General features: G+C 61.7%; 25 protein-coding genes and 1 riboswitch. Of the genes, 15 read left to right on the top strand and 10 right to left on the bottom strand.

The window, feature by feature from the left end; translation table 11 throughout:
* Window positions 1–86: 86 nt before the first annotated feature.
* Both ACH6CX_RS08035 and rpmE read right to left on the bottom strand, forming a co-directional pair.
* A complete protein-coding gene (locus ACH6CX_RS08035) occupies window positions 87–902 on the bottom strand; it encodes a thermonuclease family protein (protein WP_232940168.1) in 816 nt (271 codons plus the stop codon).
* A 23-nt stretch (window positions 903–925) separates the two neighbouring features.
* On the bottom strand, window positions 926–1,138 hold the full coding sequence (rpmE, locus tag ACH6CX_RS08040; RefSeq protein WP_232940167.1) for a 50S ribosomal protein L31: 213 nt from the start codon (window positions 1,136–1,138) through the stop codon (window positions 926–928).
* 283 nt (window positions 1,139–1,421) lie between these two features.
* On the opposite strand from rpmE, the gene ACH6CX_RS08045 reads away from it, so the two are divergent.
* Together ACH6CX_RS08045 and ACH6CX_RS08050 are read left to right on the top strand one after the other, a co-directional pair.
* Window positions 1,422–3,635, top strand: coding sequence for a primosomal protein N' (locus ACH6CX_RS08045; RefSeq protein ID WP_232940166.1), 2,214 nt, complete (start codon window positions 1,422–1,424; stop codon window positions 3,633–3,635).
* A gap of 89 nt (window positions 3,636–3,724) precedes the next feature.
* Window positions 3,725–4,333, top strand: coding sequence for an SPOR domain-containing protein (locus ACH6CX_RS08050; RefSeq protein WP_237062117.1), 609 nt, complete (start codon window positions 3,725–3,727; stop codon window positions 4,331–4,333).
* Window positions 4,334–4,405: 72 nt separating this feature from the next.
* Here ACH6CX_RS08050 and ACH6CX_RS08055 read toward each other — a convergent pair whose 3' ends face one another.
* A complete protein-coding gene (locus ACH6CX_RS08055; RefSeq protein ID WP_232940164.1) occupies window positions 4,406–4,645 on the bottom strand; it encodes a DUF2798 domain-containing protein in 240 nt (79 codons plus the stop codon).
* A gap of 357 nt (window positions 4,646–5,002) precedes the next feature.
* On the opposite strand from ACH6CX_RS08055, the gene hslV reads away from it, so the two are divergent.
* The 5 genes from hslV (at window position 5,003) to ACH6CX_RS08080 (ending at window position 9,812) form a co-directional block, all read left to right on the top strand.
* Entirely contained in the window at window positions 5,003–5,542 is a 540-nt protein-coding gene (gene hslV / locus ACH6CX_RS08060; protein ID WP_232940163.1) for an ATP-dependent protease subunit HslV, read from the top strand.
* A 163-nt stretch (window positions 5,543–5,705) separates the two neighbouring features.
* Complete coding sequence (gene hslU, locus ACH6CX_RS08065) at window positions 5,706–7,031, top strand: ATP-dependent protease ATPase subunit HslU (protein WP_237062115.1); 1,326 nt, start codon at window positions 5,706–5,708, stop codon at window positions 7,029–7,031.
* A 1-nt stretch (window position 7,032) separates the two neighbouring features.
* Window positions 7,033–7,407, top strand: a complete 375-nt coding sequence (locus ACH6CX_RS08070; protein ID WP_396675267.1) for a gamma-butyrobetaine hydroxylase-like domain-containing protein — start codon at window positions 7,033–7,035, stop codon at window positions 7,405–7,407.
* Window positions 7,408–7,625: 218 nt separating this feature from the next.
* Window positions 7,626–9,209: an alkaline phosphatase gene (locus tag ACH6CX_RS08075; protein WP_396675268.1), complete on the top strand. Its 1,584-nt coding sequence runs from the start codon at window positions 7,626–7,628 to the stop codon at window positions 9,207–9,209.
* A gap of 414 nt (window positions 9,210–9,623) precedes the next feature.
* Complete coding sequence (locus tag ACH6CX_RS08080) at window positions 9,624–9,812, top strand: hypothetical protein (RefSeq protein ID WP_232940156.1); 189 nt, start codon at window positions 9,624–9,626, stop codon at window positions 9,810–9,812.
* Between the two features lie 436 nt (window positions 9,813–10,248).
* Here the strand turns inward: ACH6CX_RS08080 and ACH6CX_RS08085 are convergent, their stop codons facing one another.
* Window positions 10,249–10,575, bottom strand: coding sequence for a cupin domain-containing protein (locus tag ACH6CX_RS08085; protein WP_396675269.1), 327 nt, complete (start codon window positions 10,573–10,575; stop codon window positions 10,249–10,251).
* A gap of 127 nt (window positions 10,576–10,702) precedes the next feature.
* Window positions 10,703–10,818: riboswitch (TPP riboswitch) on the top strand.
* Window positions 10,819–10,876: 58 nt separating this feature from the next.
* On the opposite strand from ACH6CX_RS08085, the gene ACH6CX_RS08090 reads away from it, so the two are divergent.
* The 4 genes from ACH6CX_RS08090 (at window position 10,877) to ACH6CX_RS08105 (ending at window position 14,984) form a co-directional block, all read left to right on the top strand.
* Complete coding sequence (locus ACH6CX_RS08090) at window positions 10,877–13,033, top strand: TonB-dependent receptor (RefSeq protein WP_396675270.1); 2,157 nt, start codon at window positions 10,877–10,879, stop codon at window positions 13,031–13,033.
* Window positions 13,034–13,111: 78 nt separating this feature from the next.
* Window positions 13,112–13,387: a hypothetical protein gene (locus ACH6CX_RS08095; RefSeq protein ID WP_396675271.1), complete on the top strand. Its 276-nt coding sequence runs from the start codon at window positions 13,112–13,114 to the stop codon at window positions 13,385–13,387.
* Complete coding sequence (gene pnuC, locus ACH6CX_RS08100; protein ID WP_232940152.1) at window positions 13,380–14,063, top strand: nicotinamide riboside transporter PnuC; 684 nt, start codon at window positions 13,380–13,382, stop codon at window positions 14,061–14,063. The genes ACH6CX_RS08095 and pnuC overlap by 8 nt, the downstream gene beginning before the upstream one ends.
* Before the next feature lie 9 nt (window positions 14,064–14,072).
* Window positions 14,073–14,984 carry a phosphotransferase gene (locus tag ACH6CX_RS08105; protein ID WP_396675272.1) on the top strand — a complete coding sequence of 304 codons (912 nt, stop codon included), beginning with the start codon at window positions 14,073–14,075 and terminating at the stop codon, window positions 14,982–14,984.
* A 17-nt stretch (window positions 14,985–15,001) separates the two neighbouring features.
* Here the strand turns inward: ACH6CX_RS08105 and ACH6CX_RS08110 are convergent, their stop codons facing one another.
* A complete protein-coding gene (locus ACH6CX_RS08110; protein WP_232940149.1) occupies window positions 15,002–15,439 on the bottom strand; it encodes a hypothetical protein in 438 nt (145 codons plus the stop codon).
* A 240-nt stretch (window positions 15,440–15,679) separates the two neighbouring features.
* Between ACH6CX_RS08110 and ACH6CX_RS08115 the strand changes: the two genes are divergently transcribed.
* Entirely contained in the window at window positions 15,680–16,996 is a 1,317-nt protein-coding gene (locus ACH6CX_RS08115; protein ID WP_396675273.1) for an acyltransferase family protein, read from the top strand.
* A 55-nt stretch (window positions 16,997–17,051) separates the two neighbouring features.
* On the opposite strand, the gene dbpA is transcribed toward ACH6CX_RS08115, so the two are convergent.
* Complete coding sequence (gene dbpA, locus ACH6CX_RS08120) at window positions 17,052–18,455, bottom strand: ATP-dependent RNA helicase DbpA (protein WP_396675274.1); 1,404 nt, start codon at window positions 18,453–18,455, stop codon at window positions 17,052–17,054.
* A 169-nt stretch (window positions 18,456–18,624) separates the two neighbouring features.
* Here dbpA and ACH6CX_RS08125 point away from each other — a divergent pair, with 169 nt between their 5' ends.
* Window positions 18,625–19,119, top strand: coding sequence for a SixA phosphatase family protein (locus ACH6CX_RS08125; protein WP_396675275.1), 495 nt, complete (start codon window positions 18,625–18,627; stop codon window positions 19,117–19,119).
* 347 nt (window positions 19,120–19,466) lie between these two features.
* Window positions 19,467–19,634: a hypothetical protein gene (locus ACH6CX_RS08130; protein WP_232940141.1), complete on the top strand. Its 168-nt coding sequence runs from the start codon at window positions 19,467–19,469 to the stop codon at window positions 19,632–19,634.
* Between the two features lie 227 nt (window positions 19,635–19,861).
* Here the strand turns inward: ACH6CX_RS08130 and ACH6CX_RS08135 are convergent, their stop codons facing one another.
* A complete protein-coding gene (locus tag ACH6CX_RS08135) occupies window positions 19,862–20,677 on the bottom strand; it encodes a DODA-type extradiol aromatic ring-opening family dioxygenase (RefSeq protein WP_396675276.1) in 816 nt (271 codons plus the stop codon).
* A 120-nt stretch (window positions 20,678–20,797) separates the two neighbouring features.
* A complete protein-coding gene (locus ACH6CX_RS08140) occupies window positions 20,798–21,289 on the bottom strand; it encodes a DoxX family protein (RefSeq protein WP_396675277.1) in 492 nt (163 codons plus the stop codon).
* A gap of 164 nt (window positions 21,290–21,453) precedes the next feature.
* Between ACH6CX_RS08140 and ACH6CX_RS08145 the strand changes: the two genes are divergently transcribed.
* On the top strand, window positions 21,454–22,350 hold the full coding sequence (locus tag ACH6CX_RS08145) for a LysR family transcriptional regulator (RefSeq protein ID WP_396675278.1): 897 nt from the start codon (window positions 21,454–21,456) through the stop codon (window positions 22,348–22,350).
* A 118-nt stretch (window positions 22,351–22,468) separates the two neighbouring features.
* Here the strand turns inward: ACH6CX_RS08145 and ACH6CX_RS08150 are convergent, their stop codons facing one another.
* A complete protein-coding gene (locus ACH6CX_RS08150) occupies window positions 22,469–22,777 on the bottom strand; it encodes a DUF1272 domain-containing protein (RefSeq protein WP_396675279.1) in 309 nt (102 codons plus the stop codon).
* A gap of 175 nt (window positions 22,778–22,952) precedes the next feature.
* The coding region (locus ACH6CX_RS08155) for a transposase (protein ID WP_396675280.1) at window positions 22,953–23,265 on the bottom strand (313 nt) is incomplete at its 5' end.

A 23,265-nucleotide genomic window follows, 5' to 3' on the forward strand; every position in this document is an offset into this window, starting at 1 on the left:
GCTAAGTGGCGACCGGTTTACTGCGGGGGCGCAGAGAATAACCGAGGCAGGTCTGCCGCTACAAGGGCGAGGAGGGTTCGTGAACGCTAATCCCTACTAATTTCGATGGTAAATTCGGAATCTGCCGCAATAAACCAGCGTTTATTTTGCGGATAAAGGGACAGGTATTTCGTGCCCCGGTCCACCAGCCAGCCTTTCACTTCTATTTCGCGATCTTGCCAATCGCGCCCCGTCACCTGTCCATAATCGCGGGTGGGATCCAGCCGGATCGCCACCGGCCCGTCCAGCTCCAGCCACAGGAAGTGGTTGCGGTCGACCTTCTCCACCCGGCCCCGCAGCAGTACAAAGCCACCGTCGCCGGGACGGACGTCCCCTGCCCGCAGCCGCGGCCAGGTACCGGCTGCCCAGATCCCGCGACCGGCACGCCGCGCCCATTCCTCGCGGGTATGCAGGCACTCGGCCAGGGCCAGGTTGGGGGCGATGGCGATATGGAATGCGAGTCCCGCCGACAGCAGTGCGGCCTCCAGGCTCTCGCCCCGGTGGTTATAGACGTGGGCCAGCACGCGGCCGTAGCGATCGCGCCGGGCGCGGTCGTACACCAGCTCCACCCCGCCTCCATCGAGAAAACGCTCGGTAAAGTCGGTTGCCGCCTGGGCCAGCGGCTCCCCCGGCTCCCCCTTGCGGGGCATCTCCGGCGTATTGACGCCGATCAAGCGCACTCGCCGGCCGTCCTCCAGTAGCAGGGTGTCACCATCCTGAACCCGCTCGACTGCCACCAGTTCGTCGGCCTGTCCCAGCACGCAATCCGCCCAGGCAGGCGGGAACAGCAGTGTGAGGGCACAAAAAAAGGCACCGCGGGTAAACCGGGGTGCCTTTTTCCTGCAGTGTTCGCCGTTGTTCATGGCAACGGCCCTGCGAGACTCGCTTACTTGCTGATGCGGCTGCCGAAACGCTTCTTGAAGCGGTCCACGCGGCCACCGGTGCTCGCTTCGCGCTGCTTGCCGGTGTAGAACGGGTGGCACTGGGAGCACACGTCCAGCTGGATGTCTTTGCCCAGGGTGGAGCGGGTCTTGATGCTGTTGCCGCAGGAACAGGTTGCGGTCACATCGGTGTAGTTCGGATGGATATCTGCTTTCATGATTGCCTCTGCTCGAATCCGCCACCCGGTCTGTTGCCGAGCACGGAGTCGTCGTTGATGTAGGAACTGGTGGAGTTCCGGGCTGCTTAAAAAGTCGGCGCATACTAATCAGATTAGCCGGCCGGATCAAGCACAATCGCGCCGCAGGCCCCGCCACTGGTGGCGATGCCGCCGGATACCCCGGTTGACCGGTGGGACAGGCGGCGACAGGGGCAGGCAGCTGGCGCTCCAGGTGCGTTATCATGCCGCGCTTGCACAGGCAGTAACGTGAGCGGGGGGCAATTTGGCGACAATCGGCGGACAAGCGGTCATCCTGCGGCTGGCAGTCCCGGTCCCCCTGCGGCGCCTGTTCGACTACCTGCCGCCGTCCGGCACCGACCCGGCACAACTGGTGCCCGGCCAGCGTATCTGGGTCCCCTTCGGTGGCCGCAAGCTGGTGGCCGTGCTGGTGGATATCGTGGGGGAGTCGCCGCTGGCGGAGCTCAAGCCGGCGCTGGAGCTGATTGACCAGCGGCCGCTGTTCGATGAGCGCAGCCGCGCTTTCCTGCAATGGGCGGCGGACTATTACCAGGCGCCGGTGGGTGAGCTCTATGCGGCGGCCCTGCCGGTGGCATTGCGCAAGGGCAAGCCAGCTGACCACTGGGCCGAGCAGTGGCTGCAACTCACCACCGAGGGCAAGGGCCTGCCGGAATCCGCGCTGGCACGGGCGCCCAAGCAGCAGGCCCTGCTGCAACTGCTGTTGGAGCGCGGCCGCCACAGCCGTACCCACCTTAAGGAACTGGGCCACCCGGCGACCGCCACACGGGCGCTGGTGGAGCGGGGACTGGCCGAGTGGCAATCCGGGCCCACGGTACCGCCGCCCATCCCCGACGCCGAACCGGCCGCGCCGCCAGAACTCAATGAGGAACAACAACAGGTGCTGCAATCGGTGGCTGCGGAGGGCTTTTCCGCCTCCCTGCTCGAGGGCACCACCGGCAGCGGCAAGACCGAGGTATACCTGCGCCTGATGCAGCGCGCGCTGGACCGGGGCCGGCAGGCCCTGTTGCTGGTGCCGGAGATCGGCCTCACTCCCCAGACCCTGCGCCGCATCGCCGCGCGCTTCCCCGGGCACAGCATCGCTGCACTGCACTCCGGCCTCGCCGACGGCGAACGGGCCCGCGCCTGGCTGGCGGCCGCCTCCGGGCAGGCGGATATCGTCATCGGCACCCGCTCCGCGATCCTCACGCCCCTGCCGCGCCCCGGTGTGGTGCTGGTGGATGAGGAGCACGACGGTTCCTTCAAGCAGCAGGACGGGGTGCGCTACTCCGCCCGCGACCTGTCGGTGGTGCTGGCCCGCAACGCCGGCGTGCCGGTGCTGCTGGGTTCGGCCACCCCCTCGCTGGAGAGCCTGCACAATGCCCTCAGTGGGCGCTACCAGCACCTGCGCCTGCGCCGCCGCGCCGGCGATGCGAAACCGCCGCAGATCCATGTGGTGCCGACCCTGGGGCAGCAGCTGGAGGAGGGCTTCGCGCCGCAGGTGCTGCGGCATATCGGGGATACCCTGGCCCGCGGTGAGCAGGCGCTGGTATTTATCAACCGACGCGGGTTTGCCCCCGCCCTGACCTGCGACGACTGTGGCTGGCTGGCGGACTGCCCGCACTGTTCCAGCAAGCTCACCCTGCACCGGCGCCAGCGCCAGCTGCGTTGCCACCACTGTGACTACCGGCGGCCGCTGGTGGACGCCTGCCCGCAGTGCCACAGCCGCTCGCTCAGCGCCCTGGGCGGCGGCACCGAGCGCAGCGAGGAACTGCTGGCGGGGCGCTTTGCCGATTTCCCGGTGATCCGTGTCGACCGCGACACCACCGCCAGCAAGCAGGCCCTCGATCGCCTGCTGGCGCCGGCGCGGGATGGCGAGCCCTGCCTGCTGCTGGGCACACAGATGCTGGCCAAGGGCCATCACCTGCCCCGGGTCACCCTGGTGGTCATCCAGGATGCTGACGGCGGCCTGTTCAGTGCCGACTTCCGGGCACCGGAGCGCACCGGTCAGTTGCTGGAGCAGGTGGCGGGCCGCGCCGGGCGCGGCGACCTGGCCGGCCGGGTGCTGGTACAGAGCCGCTTCCCCGAGCACCCGCTGCTGCAGTTGCTGCTGGAGAAAGGCTACAGCGCCTTCGCCCGGCAGTTGCTGCGCGAGCGCACCGCGGCGCAGCTGCCGCCATTGCGGGCCATGGCGCTGGTGCGGGCAGAGTGCGAGGAACCGCGCTGGGCCGAGGCTTTCCTGGAGGAGGCGCGCGGCCACCTGGAGGCGATGGCCCCGTCGTCACCGGAAATCCAGTACCTGGGCCCGGTGCCGGCACTGCTGGAGCGCAAGTCCGGGCGCTATCGCTTCTACCTGCAGGTGACGGCGGAACAGCGCGGCCGGCTGCAGCCCTTGCTGGCGCGGCTGTGCCAGTGGGCCGAGGGCAACCGGAACCGCCGCCTGCGCTGGGCGGTCGATATGGACGCGCAGGAATTGTCCTGACCGAATACTGCCGTCGCCCGGTCCCCCCGCCATGCATTAGGCGTTACAATTTGACGCAAGCCACACCGATAAAAAGGAACTGAACCGAGATGAGCCGCCGCAACGCCAGCCGTCGCAACAGCCCCGCCAGCAAGCCCGCCTGGGTCTGGTTTGTCCTGGGCAACTTTGTCGGCGGGTTCGCGGTGTTCCTGATTTTCCTCAACGGGCTCGATAACGACCGCGCCGGCAGCGGTGCCGCGCGCCAGCAGGCGCCGCAATCGGAACAGGCGGAAGATGACGGCCGCTCACCGAAGTTCGATTTCTATACGCTGCTGAAGGAAAACGAGGTGGCGGTCCCGCCGCCGAAAACCAAGAAGCTGATCCGCCCGGACCGTGCACCCAGCGCCGATGACAGCGAGAGTGAGCCCCCGCGGGAGATAGCCGTACGGGACGAGCGCCCTGCCGCGGAGCCGGAGCTGGTGTATATCCTGCAGGCCGCGTCGTTCCGCGACGCCAGCGAGGCCGACAGGCTGCGCGCGCAGCTGGCCCTCTCCAACCTGGATGTGAAGGTGGAAACCGCCACCGACAGCCGCGGGACCTGGCACCGCGTCCTCATCGGCCCCTACCAGAGCCGTTCGCGGGTCGCCAAGGCGCGCGAGATTCTCGCCGAGCACGAGCTGATGCCGCTGGTCCTGAAACGCGCGCCCAAGTCAGGCTGATCGCGGCGGGCCCTGTCCCGCGACATCTGCTGTTTCTTTTATCTTCTGACGCCTTTCCCGGCCCGGGGCCTGTTACAGGTCCCGGTGCCTGACCAGCTTGCGGGTCAGCCAGTGGGCCAGCGGTGCGATAAACGACACCAGCGGAAAAGCCACCGCCCACGCCACCAGGAAGGCGCGCAGCCAGCGCAATACGAAGCCAGTATCCATCCCGGTATTGATAAAAGTGATGATCCCCGACATCAGCAGCGACATCATGCACGACATGAAGAGCGCAAAGACCGGGGTATAGAGACGTGGCGGCAGGTTGGGCACAGCGGGAACCTCTGGATAACTTCGTGGCCAATCTGGCTTTCAGGGCGGATTGCAACCAGGACGGGATCTCGCGGCCATGTCGAGATCTTTCAATCGGCTGTAGCGCGGCCGGTGGAATGCCCTGCAAGCCCTGCAAACCCGGTGCGGGGTCATCCAGCGCTTCCCGGGCGCCGCTGGCAGCGTGGCCGCATTTTAACCGCCCCGTATTGAAAAATCCCACCAATGACCACACTTACCACTGAGCAATGAATATCCCCCGTAGGAGCGGCCCATGGCCGCGACCAGGTCCGGGAAATCCCGGTAGTCGCGGCCGCCGGCCGCTCCTGCGACCAGAACCCCGGATTCAAGAGGTCCCCCTTGGAACAATATCGCGGAACCACCATTCTCTCCGTTCGCCGCAATGGCAAGGTCGTTATCGGCGGCGACGGCCAGGTGTCCATGGGCAACACCGTCATGAAAGGCAATGCGCGCAAGGTGCGCCGCCTGTACAAGGACAAGGTGATCGCGGGCTTTGCCGGCGGCACCGCCGACGCCTTCACCCTGTTCGAGCGCTTCGAGGCCAAGCTGGAGGCCCACGGCGGCCAGCTGACCCGCGCCGCGGTGGAGCTGGCCAAGGACTGGCGCACCGATCGCGCCCTGCGCCGGCTCGAGGCCCTGCTGGCGGTGGCGGACGAGACCGCCAGCCTGATCGTTACCGGCAACGGCGACGTGATCCAGCCGGAGGACGACCTGATCGCCATCGGTTCCGGCGGCCCGTTTGCCCAGTCCGCCGCCCGCGCGCTGCTGGACAACACCGACCTGGATGCCCGCACCATCGTCGAGCAGGGCCTGAAGATCGCCGGTGATATCTGTGTCTACACCAACCAGAATCACACCATCGAAGAACTGGATTATTAAGCGCTGCGCCATTTCGCCCGAATGGCTCGGATAACGCCTGCTGCGGCCCATGTCCGCACCGGGCCCCCCGCCAGGCCGATAACAAAGTTGTCGACCGGCATGCGGGCCGGCCATGGCCCGCAAGGTAAGTAGCGGAACCATTACAGAATTTGCAGGAACCCCAATGTCCCAATCCCAGATGACCCCCCGTGAAATCGTCCATGAACTGGACCGCCATATCGTCGGCCAGAAAGAGGCCAAGCGCGCCGTGGCCATCGCGCTGCGCAACCGCTGGCGCCGTATGCAGGTGGCGGAGGAGCTGCGCCCGGAAATCACCCCGAAGAATATCCTCATGATCGGCCCCACCGGTGTGGGCAAGACCGAGATCGCCCGCCGCCTGGCCAGGCTGGCCGGCGCGCCGTTTATCAAGGTGGAGGCCACCAAATTTACCGAGGTGGGCTATGTGGGCCGCGATGTCGAGTCCATCGTCCGCGACCTGGTGGAAATGGCGGTCAAGCTCGAGCGCGAGAAAGCCATGGAAGCCGTGCAGCAGCGCGCCATGGATGCCGCCGAGGACCGTGTCCTCGATGCCCTGCTGCCCCCGGCGCGCAGCACTGACCCTGCTGAACGGGGCGATAACAGCACCCGCCAGATGTTTCGCAAGAAACTCCGCGAAGGCCAGCTGGACGAGAAAGAGATCGAGGTGGAGGTTTCCGCTGCGCCCATGGGGGTGGAGATCATGGCGCCCCCGGGCATGGAGGAAATGACCAACCAGTTGCAGGGCATGTTCTCCAACATGTCCCAGGGCAAGACCAAGAAGCGCAAGCTGACCGTCAAGCAGGCGATGAAGCAGCTGACCGACGAGGAAGCCGCCCGCCTGGTCAACGACGAGGACATCAAGAACCGCGCCATCGAGGCGGCGGAACAGAACGGCATCGTGTTCCTGGACGAGATCGACAAGGTGGCCAAGCGCCAGGAGAGCGGTGGTGCGGATGTTTCCCGCGAGGGTGTGCAGCGCGACCTGCTGCCGCTGATCGAGGGCAGCACCATCACCACCAAGCACGGCATGATCCGCACCGATCATATCCTGTTTATCGCCTCGGGCGCCTTCCACCTGTCGAAGCCGTCCGACCTGATCCCGGAATTGCAGGGCCGCCTGCCGATTCGCGTGGAACTGGATTCGCTGACCTCCGCGGATTTCCAGCGCATCCTCACCGAGCCGTCCGCCTCGCTCACCGAGCAGCAGAAGGCACTGCTGGCCACCGAGGGGTTGGACCTGGAATTTACCGAGGACGGTATCCAGCGAATCGCCGAGGTGGCCTTCCAGGTTAACGAGACCACGGAAAATATCGGTGCGCGACGCCTGCACACAGTGCTCGAGCGACTGCTGGAGGAAATTTCCTTCGACGCCGGCGATGCCGGTAAGACGGTTACCATCGATGCCGCTTACGTCGACAGCCAGCTGGGTGAGCTGAGCCAGGACGAAGACCTTTCGCGGTTTATCCTCTGACATGAAGCCCTCCCGTATCCGCCTCAACCGCGGCGAAAACAGCCTGCAGCTGGTGTACCCCGACCGGGAGTACACCCTGCCGGCGGAGTACCTGCGGGTATACTCCCCCAGTGCCGAAGTGCGTGGCCACGGTCCCGGTGAGGGGGTGCTGGTGCATGGCAAAATCCATGTGGGCATCGACAACGTGGAAGCCGCGGGCCGCTATGCCCTCAAACTGGTATTCAGCGATGGCCATGACAGTGGCATCTATACCTGGGACTACCTGCGGGAATTGTGTGAAAAGCACGAGGAACTCTGGCGCGACTATCTCGAGCGCCTGCAGGCCGCTGGCAAGGGCCGCGACCCGGACGAGAGCGTGGTGAAGTTTATCCCCTGACCCTCCCTGCCCCGCAAACCCGTGCACAGCACTGCCGGAGGGACGGCGGCTGGCGGCTGCGGACCGGACCGCGGGGCCGCTTCAACAAACTGTCACGCGCATGCCGGCGCGAGTGTGGCACAATTTGCCACCAGGCTCCTGCCTGCGTCGCGCCGTTCTGGCAGTACTGTCCGCGCGCGGCCGACACCCTGAATAACCAGATAAGAGCAGTCCGCCCCATGCGAAACCCGATTGCCCCGCTGGCGCTGGCCGGCACCCTGATTTCCTCACTCTCTATCCCCGCCTTCGCCAGTGCACCCAGCCTGCCCGAGGCACAGCGCGACAGCAGCTGGTTTACCGGCGGCCAGGAAAACCTGGAAAAATCCGCCGCGCAGCCGATCAATAACAAACCCGGGGCAGCGAAAAATATCATCCTGTTCGTGGGCGACGGCATGGGTATCTCCACGGTCACCGCCGCACGCATCCTGGCCGGCCAGCAGCAGGGTATGAGCGGTGAGGAATACCGGCTCAGCTTCGAGGAAATGCCGTTTGCCGGACTGGTGAAAACCTACAACACCAACCAGCAGACCCCGGATTCGGCCGGCACCATGAGCGCCATCATGACCGGTGTGAAAACCCGGGCGGGCATGTTCGGTGTGACGGGCGACGTCCCCCGGGGCGACTGCGCCGCCAGCCGTGGTCGCGAGCTGGTTACCGCCCTGGAACTGGCCGAGGGACTGGGCAAGCGCACCGGCGTGGTAAGTACGGCGCGCATCACCCACGCCACCCCGGCGGCCACCTATGCCAAGGCCGCCGAGCGCGGCTGGGAATACAGTGCCCCGGAAGGCTGTCGTGATATCGCCGCGCAGCTGGTGGAATTCCCCTACGGTGACGGTATCGATGTGGTGCTGGGCGGCGGACGGCGCGCGTTCCTGCCGAAAGAGGTTTCCGACCTGGAAGGTGAGCCGGGCCGGCGCGAGGATGGCCGCAACCTGGTGCAGGAATGGCAGCAGCGCTACGCGGAAAAAAATAACCGGGATAGCAAAGCCAGCGCCGCCGTGTACGTGGAGGACCGCAAGGCGTTTGTGGATGTGGACCCGGCGGCCACCGGCAAACTGCTGGGCCTGTTTGAGCCCTCGCATATGCGCTACGAGGCGAACCGCCCGCAAGACACTGCGAGCGAACCCTCCCTGTCAGAGATGACAGGCAAGGCGCTGGCGATGCTGGAGAGGGGCAAAGACGGTTACTTCCTGATGGTGGAGGGCGGTCGAATCGACCACGGCCACCACGCCGGCAGCGCCCACAACGCACTCACCGATGCGGTGGAATTCGCCCGGGCGGTGCGGGTGGCCATGGACAATACCGATCCGGAAGACACCCTGATAATCGTAACCGCCGACCACAGCCATGTATTCACCATGGCCGGCTACCCTACCCGCGGCAATCCCATCCTGGGCAAGGTGGTCGGCAATGACAGCCGCGGTGAACCGGAGTCGGAACCGAAACTGGCCGATGATGGCAAGCCCTACACCACCCTGGGCTATGCCAATGGACGCGGCTTTGCCGCGCTGGGGGATGAGACCGATGCGGATGTCCGCTACGGCCTGCCCGCCAGCAACGGGCGCAGGGACCTGGCCGAAGTGGACACCACTGCACCGGGCTTCCACCAGGAAGCACTGGTACCCACCGAAGCCGAGACCCACGGTGGCGAGGACGTGGGTATCTGGGCCCGCGGCCCCGGCGCGCACCTGCTGTCCGGTACCCGTGAGCAGAGCTATATCTTCCATGTAATGGCCCGGTCGGGTGGTTTGCTGGCCGATTGATCCGGCAACTTATAATAGAGGTAGAGGCCTCGCTAATAACTTTGTTAGCGAGGCTTACTATGAATGCTCCAGGGGTAAGAATAAGTTGTAAGCGCCGCCTGTAGACTGGATTGAAACTATCTCTGCGGGGAGGATTTATAAAAATAAAATTAGTTGATTATTAGCCGGCTGAAATAGATCTTATTTTAAATATTTTCCACATCCAAGCATTATTCACTCGATAGTAAATGTCATCTTTGATTTGATTTTAATCTGGCGTATTTTTTTATTGTTCTATATCGGCACGCAGGATAGTGTTTTCAGGCGCTTGATGAATTAGCGCTAAGTTCAATTGTAACTACTAATCAAGGACGAGCACCAAATGAAGTAGCGCATTACGGGCTTGCATATGGTTGACATCCCAGGGAGAAAATAATGCGTGAGCTAAATCTTCAGGAAATGAAAAATGTAAATGGTGGTTTTTATCAGGCTCTACTACCGGTGGCTGTTGGTTTCGCAACCAGGTTTGTGACGAGTAAGTTAGCGAAGCATTTCATTGGTAATTTTTCACTGTCCTACGGAACCTATCAGGCAGCAGTGGGCTTGGATTCCAGGGTTCGCTAAATCAAAGTAAACTAACAGGAGCTGCAGCCGGCTTGGTAGAAAAAAAACTTTAGCCATCCAGGCCGGCTTTAAAATCCTATTGTGTTTGACAATGAAAAAATATCGAAAGTGCCCTCAATGTAAAACATGCAGTATTGATGTTGGACTCTTGGAGGATGGTACCTACTGCGAAGCTTGTGGTTGTGCTGTTGTAACAAGCGTATTCTACTCATCTGCCCTGAGTATCAGCATGGCCCTTCTTATCTCCATATGCATGAACCAGGGCCAGGTTGCTGCAGGACTCTTAGTCTTGTTAGCCTTGGCTATCAGGGTTTTTTTCCTGGACAAAATCGATGCGCGGATTATGCCAATCAGTAAAATTTAGTATCGACAGGATATGGCTATCTGGTTTGTGAAGTCGAAAGCCATTCTGGGAACCCGTTCTGCATTTAACGGCCTAAGTCACAGGGTAAAACACCGCCAGCCACACCGTCTGGCAATCCGGGTCCGTCCAGCTGACCCGGTGGCGCATGCGGGCCGGAATATCCAGGTAATCCCCCTCGCCCAGCACCACCTCGCGGCCGTCGGCAAAGGCGATGTGCGCACTGCCCCGCAACACCATTACCCACTCACCCTCTTCCTGGTCGTACCACTCCCCGGGTGGGGTAACCTGGCCCCGGGAGACAATCCGCTCGATTCGCACCGGGCCGCTTGCCAGCACATCCTCAAACACCTCCGCGTCGAGCGCATCCGGTAGCTGCGTGAAAAAATTGCCGGGTTTCATGTGGGGCTCCAGGGTTTCAATGTGGTTTCCCGTCGAGTGCCAGCTGCCTGGCTGCAATGGTCAGCAGGGAAGCTACAGGCGCCCCGCCTAATTACTAACCAGCATAACTTCTGTTATGATCGCGCCCGCAACACCTTAGGGGTGGCTTCGGCCTGAGATGCGCGGTGATCGAAAGACACCACAGCGCGAACCCTTGAACCTGATCCGGTTAATACCGGCGTAGGAATAGGTAAGTCCAAGAATAGCCTCCTCACGTCGCAGCCCGGGTCTCTTTCACTTCAGCTTTTGCCGAGAGAGAACCATGAATCGCCCATCCAGAATAAGACCCATCGCCCTCTCAGTCGCAATGCCAGTCGCGCTGGCCGGCAGCCTGTCCGCCCTGCCAGCGGCCGCGACCGAATCCGGCACCCGGGACCTGGAAGAGGTCATCGTCACCAGCCAGCTGCGCGACACCAGCCAGCTCGACCTGGCGGCCAGTGCCAGTGTGCTGGACAGTGCCACCATCGGCGCCCGCGGCGCGGGCAACCTGGACCAGCTGCTCAACCTGGCCCCCAACGTCAACTTTGCCGCCGGCGCGTCCCGGGGCCGCTTTATCCAGATTCGCGGTATCGGAGAGCGCAGCCAGTTTATCGACCCGGTGAACCCGTCCGTGGGCCTGATTATCGACGGCATCGATTTTACCGGCCTGGGGCTGGCCGCCAGCACCCTGGATATGGGCCAGGTGGAGATCCTGCGCGGGCCGCAGGGCACGGTCTACGGCGCCAACGCCCTGGCCGGCCTGGTCACCATGACCAGCAATGCGCCCACAGACACGGCCATGGCAGAGGTCTCCGCAGAGGTGGCCGAATACAATGGCCGCACCCTGTCTGCGGTGGGCAGCGGTGCACTGACCGACAGGCTGAGCTATCGCCTGGCCGCCCGCAACCAGCAGTCGGACGGTTACATCGATAACGGCTACCTGGGCCGGGAAGACACCAACAATATCGATGAGTCGATCCTGCGCAGCAAGCTCCGCTACCAGGCCAGCGACGACCTGCAGCTGGATATCACCGCGCTCTATATCGACGTGGACAACGGCTACGACGCCTTCTCGCTGTACAACACCCGCGAGACCCTGTCGGACCAGCCCGGCTGGGACCGCCAGGAGACCCTGGCCGGTTCACTGGTTGCCCGCTGGTCCGGCAGTGACCTGTTTACCCTGGAGTCCACCGTCAGCGTGGCCAGCTCGGATACCGAGTACGGTTACGACGAAGACTGGACTTATGTGGGCTTCCACCCGTGGGAATACAGCTCCACCGACAATTACCTGCGCGACCGCAGCAACCTGAGTGCAGACTTGCGCCTGCTGTCCACCGAACAGACAGCACTGTTCAATGGCCGCAGCAGCTGGGTGGCCGGGATCTACCTGCGCGATGAAAGCGAGGACCTGCAGCGTAACCAGAGCTTTACCAGCCAATTTGAAACCGCCAACCAGGCCCTGTACGGGCAGTTGCGCACCAGCCTGGGCGAGACTCTCGCGCTGGTGACCGGCCTGCGCCTCGAGCAGCGGGATGCGGATTACACCGATTCACTGGCGGTTGATGCCGGCAATAACGACAACCTCTGGAGTGGGGATATCACCCTGGAATACCGCGGTATTGCCGATACCCTGGTCTATGGCACTGTCTCCCGTGGCTACAAGGCCGGCGGCGTCAACGGCCGGATCATTTCGGCCTCCGCCACCAACCCCGATATCGGCCGCGATGCCTTCGAGTTCGACACCGAGCAACTGCTCAACTACGAACTGGGGATCAAGGGCGCCTGGCTGGACAACCGTCTGCAGGCGCAACTGGCCGCTTTCTACCAGGATCGCAGTGACGTACAGGCCAAGCAGTCGGTGTTCGACCCCGCGGATTTCTCCTTCGACGATTTTCTTACCAACGCTGCTGGCGGGGCAACCACCGGCCTCGAAGTGGAACTGGATTACCGCGCTACAGAAGCCCTGCGCTTCTTTGCCTCGGCGGGCTGGCTGAACGCCGAGTTCGAGGGTTTCGAGAGCACGTCCCATGTGGATGCCCGGGATGACTACAATGGCCTGGCACTGGCGCCGGTAAACCTGGACGGGCGGGATGTGGCCCATGCGCCCAATTACCAGTTCTTCACCGGTACCGAACTGTCATTGACCGAAAACCTGCTGCTGCGGCTGGAGCTGGAGGGCAAAGACGCCTTCTATTTCTCCAACAGCCACAACGAGAAGTCCATCGCCTACGAACTCGTAAACGCGCGCCTGACCTATCGCGGCGATAGCTGGGAGGCCTCACTGTGGGGCCGCAACCTGGCGGACGAGGACTATTACACCCGGGGCTTCTACTTCAGCAACCAGTTCGGCAACAACCCGGCCAATGGCTATGCGCCGGAAGCCTACTACCAGTATGGCGAGCCACGGGTTGCGGGCATTTCCGGTACCTATACGTTTTAAGATTTACCCACCTTTTTTAAAGTTTACGGGCGGCCGCCGGCCGCTCACGATTGCGGATCATTCCTTCGGGGGCAGCTTATGAAAATTTCCGTCGAGATCAGCAAGTACCCGTTGAGAGACGAGTACATCCCCGCCATCCAGGACTTTATCGACCGGCTCAACCAGCACCCGGACCTGCGGGTTATCACCAACACCATGAGTACCCAGGTGTTCGGTGACTACGATCTGGTGATGGATACCCTGAAGCAGGAAATGCGCGCGTCCTACGAAAAATTCGGGCGCGCTATTTTTGTATGCAAGTTTATCGACGGCGACCTGGCTCCCACTGAGAAAATGGGTGAACGGGATGCCTGACCACGATATCAGCAGCGCCATTGCTGCCTCACTGGCGGCAATGTCCCTGTGGGAAATCGCCGCGGTGATACTGGCGCTGGCCTACCTGCTGCTGGCCATGCGGGAAAAAATCAGCTGCTGGTATGCCGCCTTTGCCAGCACAGCGATTTACCTGTTCCTGTTCTGGGATGTCAGCCTGTTGATGGAATCCGCGCTACAGGTCTTCTACCTGGTGATGGCTGTCTACGGCTGGTGGCAGTGGCAGCACCACCGCGATCGCCAGCAGGACCTGCACATCCACCGCTGGTCGCTGCGGCGCCACCTGCTGGCCATCGCGGCAGTGGGCGCCCTGACTCTGGTGTTCGGTTATACCCTGCAGGCCAACACCAGTGCCGCACTGCCCTACCTGGATTCCTTTACCACCTGGGGTGCGGTGCTCACCACCTTTATGGTGACCCGCAAGGTGCTGGAAAACTGGCTCTACTGGATCGTGGTGGATGGGGCCTCCATCTACCTGTACCTGGACCGGGAGCTGTACCTCACGGCGTTGCTGTTCCTGGTGTATGTAATCCTGGTGGTGATCGGCTTCTTCCAGTGGCTGGCGATTTACCGGCGGGAACAAACTACCGGCCGGCACGGCAAAGAGCAGGTGCAGGCCGCGCAGCCTGGCTTCAATCCTGTAATGCCCGAACGGTAAGGCGCCTCCGTGACCGAAAGCACCGGGCCATTGGCAGACGTTATCCCCGCTGACTGGGCACGCTGGAGCAGCGTCCCGCCCAGGGTGATCAGGCCGCTGGCGGGCGGCCTGACAAACCGCAGTTACCTGCTGGCGGCCGGCAATGACAGGCTGGTGTTGCGGAAAAACTCCCCCATCAGCGACGCCCTCGACCTGGATCGCCAGGCCGAGGCCGCGGCCATGGGCAACGCCGATCGCGCGGGCCTCTGCGCACCGCTGGTCCACTGCGACTCGGCCCACGGCTATCTGGTTACCCGCTTTATCGAGGGGCAGCCCTGGCGGGAAGACAGCGATGAGGCATTGCAACAGCTGGCTGGCCTGCTGCGCGGCATTCACCAGCTGCCCACTATCGACGCCACCCTGGATATCGAAGAAAAAGTAGCGAGCTACTGGCAATCAATCGACCAGCAGGCAGGTTTCCACCCAGACTTGCGCACGCTGGATGCTGAAATGCACAGGCACATTGAAGCGGTGCGCCCATTGGCTGATGACCTTCGCCTTTGCCACAACGACCTGTCCACTGCGAATCTCATTACCGAACCCGGCGGCAGGCTCTATGCCATCGACTGGGAATACGCGGCAATGGGTGACCCCTTTTACGATCTTGCTGTGATTGTCGATGAGCATTCCCTCGACGATGCGCAGCAACATCGACTAATTGAAGCCTATCTTGAGCGGCCGCTGAAATCACTGGACTTGAAAAAACTGGCGCACTGGCGGGTGATTTACGGATATCTTGCCGTGCTCTGGTACGCGGTCCAGGCCTGTGCTGAAGGCGGGATTGATTCAGGCACCAATTCGGCTGTAGCCAGTAGAGCCCGAAAACTGTCTGCCCTTAGCAATATTGTCTGGAGTAATAACTCTATTCCAGGTGACCAATAACGCCCGGCACAGTTTATCTATTCTTCCCGTGATCTGTTCTTGCACCACGCATAGTAAGCGCGGGATTCCGTACCGATATACATGCTGCCCACAAAAATGATCAACAGGGAGCTTGCAGCCACGGCTACTCCCGGAATGTCATTGCTGCTCCCAAAATAAATCAGCCATATGACAGCTGCCAAAACCGTAAAGCTTGAAGTTGCCCTGAAAAGGTAGTGATCGAAAGCGAGTAAGAGTGCGGCGATAATAAATCCCACCGGAATTGCCAGAAGCGATGCAGCGAGCCATGAATCCGTATTTGCAGCTGCCAGTACCCCGCCAAAGATTGCCAACAGGAACTGCAGGAATTCCCAGGCAGCCAGTAATTTCGGCTTGCGAATAAGGTGCATGGGCAGCATTCCGGCCCATGGGTAATTATCTCCACCGCGAGTGAAATTACGAAAATGAATCTTCATGGATAGTTACGATCAGTTTGTTGGCAGATAACTGGAGCAGGGCGAGCCAGACACTGCAATGATTGTAACTGCCCTTCGGTTTGCTGGCGATTCCTTGCCGGGCAAGCCCGGATTACCACCAGCTCCTATGGGGCCAGCGTGGGTTTAGTGCGTAAACGGATATGCCCGCCCTCTGGTCGTGATTGAGTCCCCTCCTGCCGCGATAACATAGACCCGCTCCTGACCGACAGGATACCTTCAGTGAAGTTTATCCGCGCCAGTGCGCAGATATCCGAGCATGGAAAATTCAACAAGAAGTTAATAGCCAACAATGCCGGCCTCCAGCAGCCGGGCCTGCTCCAGTGCTCTGTAGCAGAAAGTTACTGCGGACCCAGTATGGAAACAACAACGACAACTCCCATATCGACGCTCGGTGACACACCGGTAAGTGAAGGGAAAAGGATTATCGCACTAGACGCTCTGCGCGGCCTTGCCGTTATGGGGATGATCCTGGTAGTGAGCGCCGGCTCCTGGGGCCATCGCCTGCCCATGCTCGATCATGCGCCCTGGCACGGTTACACCCTGGCCGACCTGGTGTTCCCGGCGTTTCTCTTCGCCGTGGGTGCCGCTATGGCTCTGGGATTTCCCAGTGACCGGCCGATCGGCCAGCACGCAGGAAGGGTAGGCCGCCGCACCCTGTCGCTGATCGGGCTGGGTCTTCTGCTGAACCTGTTGCCCAGTTTCGATTTCGCCAGCCTGCGCATTCCCGGCGTGTTGCAGCGGATAGGCCTGTGCTACGCGATTGCAGCGATAATCATGCTGTCGACAGCGAAACGGGTGAACAGCGTTCGAATCCTGAATGTCAAAGGCCTGGTGCTGGCAACCCTTGCCTTACTGATTGGCTGGGTCCTTGTGCTGTCCTTTACCTCGGCACCGGGTTACCCGGCGGGCTCGGTCACCCCGGCAGGAACATTGGCCGCATGGGTGGATCGCCAGGTCTTCACGGTGGCGCACCTGTGGCCCTACGGCACCAACGCAGCCGGTGAGGTGGTGTATGACCCGGAAGGGCTGCTGTCGAGTCTCCCCGCCACCGCGAATGTCCTGATCGGAGCGACATTCGCACACTGGCTTGGTCGGGCACCCTCAGGCAGGCAGCTGAAACTGGGCATAGCGGCAGGTTTTGCGCTGGTTTGCATCGGCCACTTGCTGGACCCGCTCTTTGTCATCAACAAGCGGATCTGGACCTCCAGCTTCGCGATCGTATCCAGTGGCTGGGCGGCGATGGCTTACTGTTTGTTGTTCCCCGCACTGCAGGCCGCGGCGGGCCGGAAAATACTGCAGCCTGTGCTGGTCCTCGGCAGCAACGCTATTCTCGCTTTTATCCTCTCCCAGGTTTTCCTGGCCTATTCGGGCACCCCGATTGGCGGCACCAGCCCGCAGAACTTTGGATTCCAGGTGGCATCGTCTGTGGTCGGCAGTCCGTGGGCGGCGTCATTACTCTGTGCCTTCGGCATACTCGCCATAGTCACGCTGTTGGTATGGCCGCTCAACCGGCAGGGAATTTTCCTCAGGCTATAAGCCTGCGCGATGGGAGGCGGCCCGGCCGGCCGCCAGCGTATAGCAGGAAGTAAAATCAGACGCCCACAATTCGGGCGCGGAACTTGCGCCCTTTTATTTTGCCGTCGGCAAGCTTGGCCAGTGCTTTCTTGGCCACTTTGCGCTCCACGGCAACAAAGGTGGAGAAGTCAAAAACGCGGATTTTGCCGATCTGTGAGCCATCGATGCCGCCGTCGCCGGTCAGGGCACCGACAACGTCACCGGGGCGCACCTTCTGTTTCTTGCCGCCGTCGATCTGCAGCGTGGACATGACGGGTCTGTTAGGAGCGAACCCCCGGGGCAGGTCCGGGACTTCCTGCAGGGTGATCGGCTGCCCCATGAGCTCCTCCAGCCGCTCCACCTTATAGATTTCCTTCTTGCTGACCAGTGTCAGCGCCACGCCCTTTTGTCCCGCGCGGCCGGTGCGGCCGATGCGGTGCACATGCACCTCCGGGTCGCGGGAGAGGTGGTAGTTCACCACCAGCGGCAGCTCCTCGATATCCAGTCCCCGGGCGGCCACATCGGTGGCCACCAGGATCGACGCACTGCCGTTGGCAAACAGGGCCAGGGTGCGGTCGCGGTCTTTCTGCTCCATATCCCCGTGCAGCGCCAGCGCTGCGAAGCCGGCGCGCTTCAGGGTCTGCGCGGCCTCGTCGGTTTCCTTCTTGGTGTTGCAGAAAACCACAGTGGAGGAAGCATCGAAGCTGGCCAGTAGCTGGTACAGCGCCGCCGGCCGCTGCTCGTTGTTCTCCACCCGGTAGTACTTCTGCTCGATGGACCCCTGGGTGTGGGCCGTGGCCACTTCCACCTTCACCGGGTCGCGCAGGACCCGGGTGGCCAGCTGGTCGATGGACCGGGGGTAGGTGGCGGAAAACAGCAGGGTCTGCCGCTGCTCCGGCAGTTCCGCGACTATCTGGTCCAGCACCGCCTGGAAGCCCATGTCGAGCATCCGGTCGGCCTCGTCCAGCACCAATGTCTGTACCTCGCCCAGGTCCAGGTTGCCCTTGCGCAGGTGGTCCTCGATGCGACCGGGCGTGCCCACCACAATGTGGGCCCCGTGCTTGAGGGAGCCGATCTGCGGCCCGAACGGCATGCCGCCGCATAGTGTCAGGATCTTGATGTTGTGAATGGCCCGCGCCAGCTTGCGCAGCTCCTGGGCCACCTGGTCGGCCAGCTCGCGGGTGGGGCATAGTACCAGCGCCTGCACCCGGAACCGCTCTGCCTGGAGCTTGTGTAGCACGCCCAGGCCAAACGCCACGGTCTTGCCGGAGCCGGTCTTGGCCTGCCCGATGACGTCCTTGCCGTCCAGGATCGCCGGCAGCGCGGCGGCCTGGATCTCGGTCATCTGGGCAAAACCCAGGTCCTGGAGGTTCTTTAGCAGGGCGGGCTGCAGCGACAGGGACTGGAAATCGCGGGGGTGGTCAGAATCTGGGGTGGTCACGACGGGCACTCAATGGGTGAATAGCCGGGCATTGTAGGTAAACGGGGGCCAAGTTCCTATCGGCAGCAAAACAAAGTCACCCTCGCTGCCATCAGTGGTTTCTCACGCAGTGGTCTTTCCCGGATGTTCGGCCAATACTGCGATGACAGTACGCGACCCGGGCCCGCCCATGAAAAAGCTCACACTGATCCGGCACGCCAAATCCAGCTGGGACGATCCCTCCCTGAACGACTTCGATCGCCCGCTCAACAAGCGCGGCGAACGTGACCTGCCGGCCATGGCAAAGCGGGTGCGCGAATTCGGCCTTGTGCCGGACTACCTGCTGACCAGTGGCGCGGTCCGGGCGCTCACTACGGCCCGGGCAGTTGCCGATGCATTGCAGCTGGAGCCCGGGCAGGTAAAGGTGGAGCCGGAACTTTACGCCTGTAGCTCCCGGGAGCTGTTGCAGCAACTGCAGCGGCAGAGCGACCGCTGGCGTCACTTGATGGTAGTCGGGCACAACCCGGGACTGGAAAACCTGGCTTGCTATCTCACCGACGAACGGCTGGCCAAGTTCCCGACAGCCGCGGTGCTGCATTTGCATCTGCACATCACACGCTGGACCGATCTGGCGGAATCCTGTGGCAGCGTCGAACTTTTCGATTACCCGAAGCTGCATCGATAGGGCGTATCGTGTTGACCCGGGCTTTATAAACGCCTGGGTCGTATTGACAGGTAATATCAGTTTCGCGCTGTGTAACCAAATAGGATAAACGTGGGGCTCTAAAGCCCGATCTGGCGGATATAAAGGCGCAGAGAGTGATACCTTGCCCGAACTTTTGCCCCCGGTTTTGGAAACTCTGCTCTGACAGCTTTATTGCAGCAGTGTTCCTGCTCTTGGTCTGGTACGCCCCCGAAAGGAGTGCAGTGCGAAATGGCCCTCAAATCTGGCAAAAAACAAGAAGGATGATTAGACCGCCAGCGATACGGGCCAGTAAGATAACCGCCAAATTTACTGACCAGGGTATTTCAATGAAACTCAAAATCGCCGCTATTCTTTGCGCAGCAGTCTTTCTCAATGGATGTGAAATCATTGGCCCGGGCGTGAAACTGGAGCCCGCCAAGGTAAGGATCCCCGGCGTCGTCGGTGGACACCAGAAGCACTGCCCGCCGGGCCAGGCCAAGAAAGGCAATTGCTAAGCCGGCTCGCCAGGTCGAGGTAAGGCGCGGGACCAGCGCCTGCCCCGCTCACCCCGGAATTGGTCCACCTCGGCTTGTGCGGCACGCCCAGCCCGAACGCCACGATCTTTCCCCACCCGATATCACCACTTCCAGCCCCAGTGGCCGGCAGGACTGCGAACTGAATTTCGCCGCCTGGAACCTCCCCCATCTCCCAGCGTGAGATCGTCACCCGATACCGCCACTCACTAAATGGACAATCTGCTTCCCCAGTGGAACATGCCTGACTTCTTGCCGAGGATTGTTGCCGGGAGATAGCTGTCACTGGCCCTGCCCGTAAGTCCGTAACACACATGCAGCGGCAGCAGGTGCTCTTCCCGGGGATGGCAGAAGCGGGCATGGGGCGCGCGCTCCCAGTGGAGCAGGCGCTCGGTACGCCGGGATTCCGGTATGGTGGGATCGGTGCAGGTCTCATGCAGCCAGTCCTCGAAAGCCAGGTTGCGGACCTGGATCTCCGGATTGTCGGGCGCGAAGAACGCCTGCATGTTGTGGAACGAGAAACCGGAGCCGACCGCCAGCAGGTTATCGTAGTCCAGCGCCCGCAGGGCGCGGCCGATGGCCAGGTGCTCACCAGCATCCAGGCTGTTGACCAGGGACAACTGCACGCACGGGATATCCGCTTCCGGGTACATCAGCTTCAGCGGCACGAACAGGCCGTGGTCGAAGCCGCGCTGCTGGTCGAGCCGCGCCGGGATGCCCGCCTGTTTCAGCGCCTGGTGTACCTGCCCGGCCAGCGCGGGCTCACCCGGGCAGGGATACTGGATATCGTAGGCTTCCTCAGGAAAGCCATGGTAGTCGTAGATCAGTGGCGGCCTGGCCCCGGCGGTGATTGTCGGCACCGACTGCTCCCAATGGGCGCTGATCACCAGGATTGCCGATGGCCTTCTCAGCCTGCCGCTAATTTCGGTGAGCCGCTCCACCAGCTCCCGGTGCGCCGGGTCTCCCAGCAGTGGCAGCGGCCCACCGCCATGGGAGATAAACAGCACATTACTATCTGTGGTCATGGTCGCTTCTCCGTTAATCGTCTGCTTGCGGGGCACCTATGTTCATCGAGCGGGGCACTCCCCACAGCCGGGAAGTGCCCTATCGAACTCACTCTCTCAAACCTGTGAGTGACGCTGTGATCAGGCCACGGGCGCCTGCGCGGCACCCGGCTGGCCGTACGCGGCGCCACTGAGGCGGTCCAGCAGCAGGTTATCGAGGGCGAGGCGCCCGCCGCCCTGAATGGCCAGTGCCACACTCACCACCAGTAGGGTAAGGGCGTACTCGTAGCCATTGTTGGACATAAACAGGCCATTGCCGATATGCACCGCGAAGATTGCCACCAGCATGGTAATGGCGCTCAGCAGCGCGGCCGGCCGGGTCAGCAGGCCCAGGGCCAGGGCCAGGCCGCCGAAGAATTCGGCACCGCCGGCCATCAGCGCCATCAGGTAGCCCGGCTCCAGGCCGATGCTCGCCATCCACTGGCCGGTGCCTTCAAGGCCGTAGCCCCCAAACCAGCCGAACAGCTTCTGTGCGCCGTGAGCAGCCAGCACCAGCCCCACTGGCACCCGTAGCACCAGGGCAGCGAAACCGGCATTGGATTGAAACAGGGTCTGTGCGAATTGATTGCTCATGATGGTCACCTCAAGTCTTGCTCTGGTTGCTTGGTCCCGGAGCCCCTGCCCCGGTTGATGTGTGCACTCTACTATCGCCATAACAGCAGACTAAGATGGCCAGTGTTGCTTTATTATCAATGCAATATTGATAATCATGAAAACGCACAAGAGGGGATAAACCCATGGACCGTATCGATGCCATGCGGGCCTTCGTCACCGTGGTGAACGAGGGCACCTTCACCCGCGCCGCCGACCGGCTGGAGATGTCCCCGCAGCTGGTGAGCAAGTACGTGTCCCAGCTGGAGCAGCACCTCGGCGTGCGCCTGCTGAACCGCACCACCCGCAGGATCCACCTGACCGAAGCGGGCGCCAGCTACCACCAGCGTGCCCAGCAGATACTCAACGACATCGAGGAGATGGAAAACCAGCTGGGTGACCTGCAGACCCAGGCGCGCGGCCTGCTGCGTATCAGCGCCCCGGTTTCCTTCGCCATCCGCCACCTGGCGCCACTGCTGACCGATTTCCAGGCAGCCCACCCCGCCGTGGACATCGACCTGCAGCTGAACGACCGCAAGGTGGATATCGTCGAGGAAGGCTTTGATATCGCGCTACGCATTGGCCACCTGAAAAGCTCCTCCCTGATCGCCAGGCAGATTGCGCCGGTTCGACTGGTCATGTGCGCCTCTCCGGACTACCTGGAACAGCACGGCACACCTGCGCGACCGGAGGCACTCCGGGACCACCGTTACCTGCGCTACAGCTACATGGAGGTGGATGCCGACGAGGCCGTGTATCGCGGGCTGCGCAGTGCCGGAAGCCACCTGGTCAGCAACAACGGCGATGTACTGATGCAAGCCGCCATTGCCGGTGCCGGCATCGTCCTGCAGCCCACGTTCATTGCCGGCTCGGCGATTCAGGAGGGGAAGCTGCGCATCATCCTGCCGCAGCACGAGCCGGAGCCAATGGCACTCTATGCCGTGTACGCCCACCGGCAACTGCTGGCAAGCAAGGTCCGCAGCTTCGTGGAGTTCATGGACGGCTATTTCGGCGATCCGCCTTACTGGGATAGGTTTGAATGACCGGGCCTCTGCGACCTGGGCAGCACCCGCACTGCCAGCGGGAGCTGTGCGGCTATTGGAGGTTCAATTCTGCGAATGGGTCAAATGTCAGAATTCTACTCGGGCCCGTTATTTTTTATCATCTATCTTCTGGTGCAATATGCCTGGCTGTAGCTGAAAATTCTTTCAGCTCATTTATGCTGTACTGGGTATTGACCCTTTTTTTAGACGGGGGGTGGTGCTCAATGCTTAACCCTGGCCGTCTTGCAACTTTAGGCCTAACGGGTCGAGGCGAAAAGCCTCCCCCGCAATTAGGGCAGACATTTTCCAAAACCTCATCTACACATTGCCTGCAAAATGTACATTCGTAAGTGCAGATCATTGCCTCGACTGAATCCGGTGGCAAATCCTTATCACAGCATTCACAATTTGGTCGGATTTCTAGCATGGTAATCCTTAAACTTAACGAGCCTGTAGAAAAACAGGATGACAACCTGATATCCCATCGGCTCTCTTTCTTATAAGTTTAATGATCACGATTTAAACACATCCGTTTTACATAATCACTCATTGCACGTATTGAGGGCCTCTTTTGCGCAGACGAGTGTGGATATCCCTGTGAATCAGTGGATCGCCCCGTATCTCATCAACTTCTCAATGTTATGCACCAGGCAGAACATACGCCATTGCCCCTGGACCTTCTCACGACCACGTAAAGAGAAACGGCCTAGCCGTTTATTGGTACCAATATTACCGAACACCGGCTCTACCACCGACATCCGGTGACTATAGATCGTCTTTCCCGCGATACTGTCGACGCGCTTTTTCATCCAGTCGGTCGCCGTGCGGCCATTGGTCCAGGTGGTGGACACCTGCCGGCCGTGGCCGTCGCGGGTATCGGCAGAACCGGGGTTGCGCATGCACTGGTGTTTGAGG

It is taken from the genome of Microbulbifer sp. JSM ZJ756 (genome assembly GCF_044383805.1).
GTDB classification, from domain to species: Bacteria; Pseudomonadota; Gammaproteobacteria; order Pseudomonadales; family Cellvibrionaceae; genus Microbulbifer; species Microbulbifer zhoushanensis.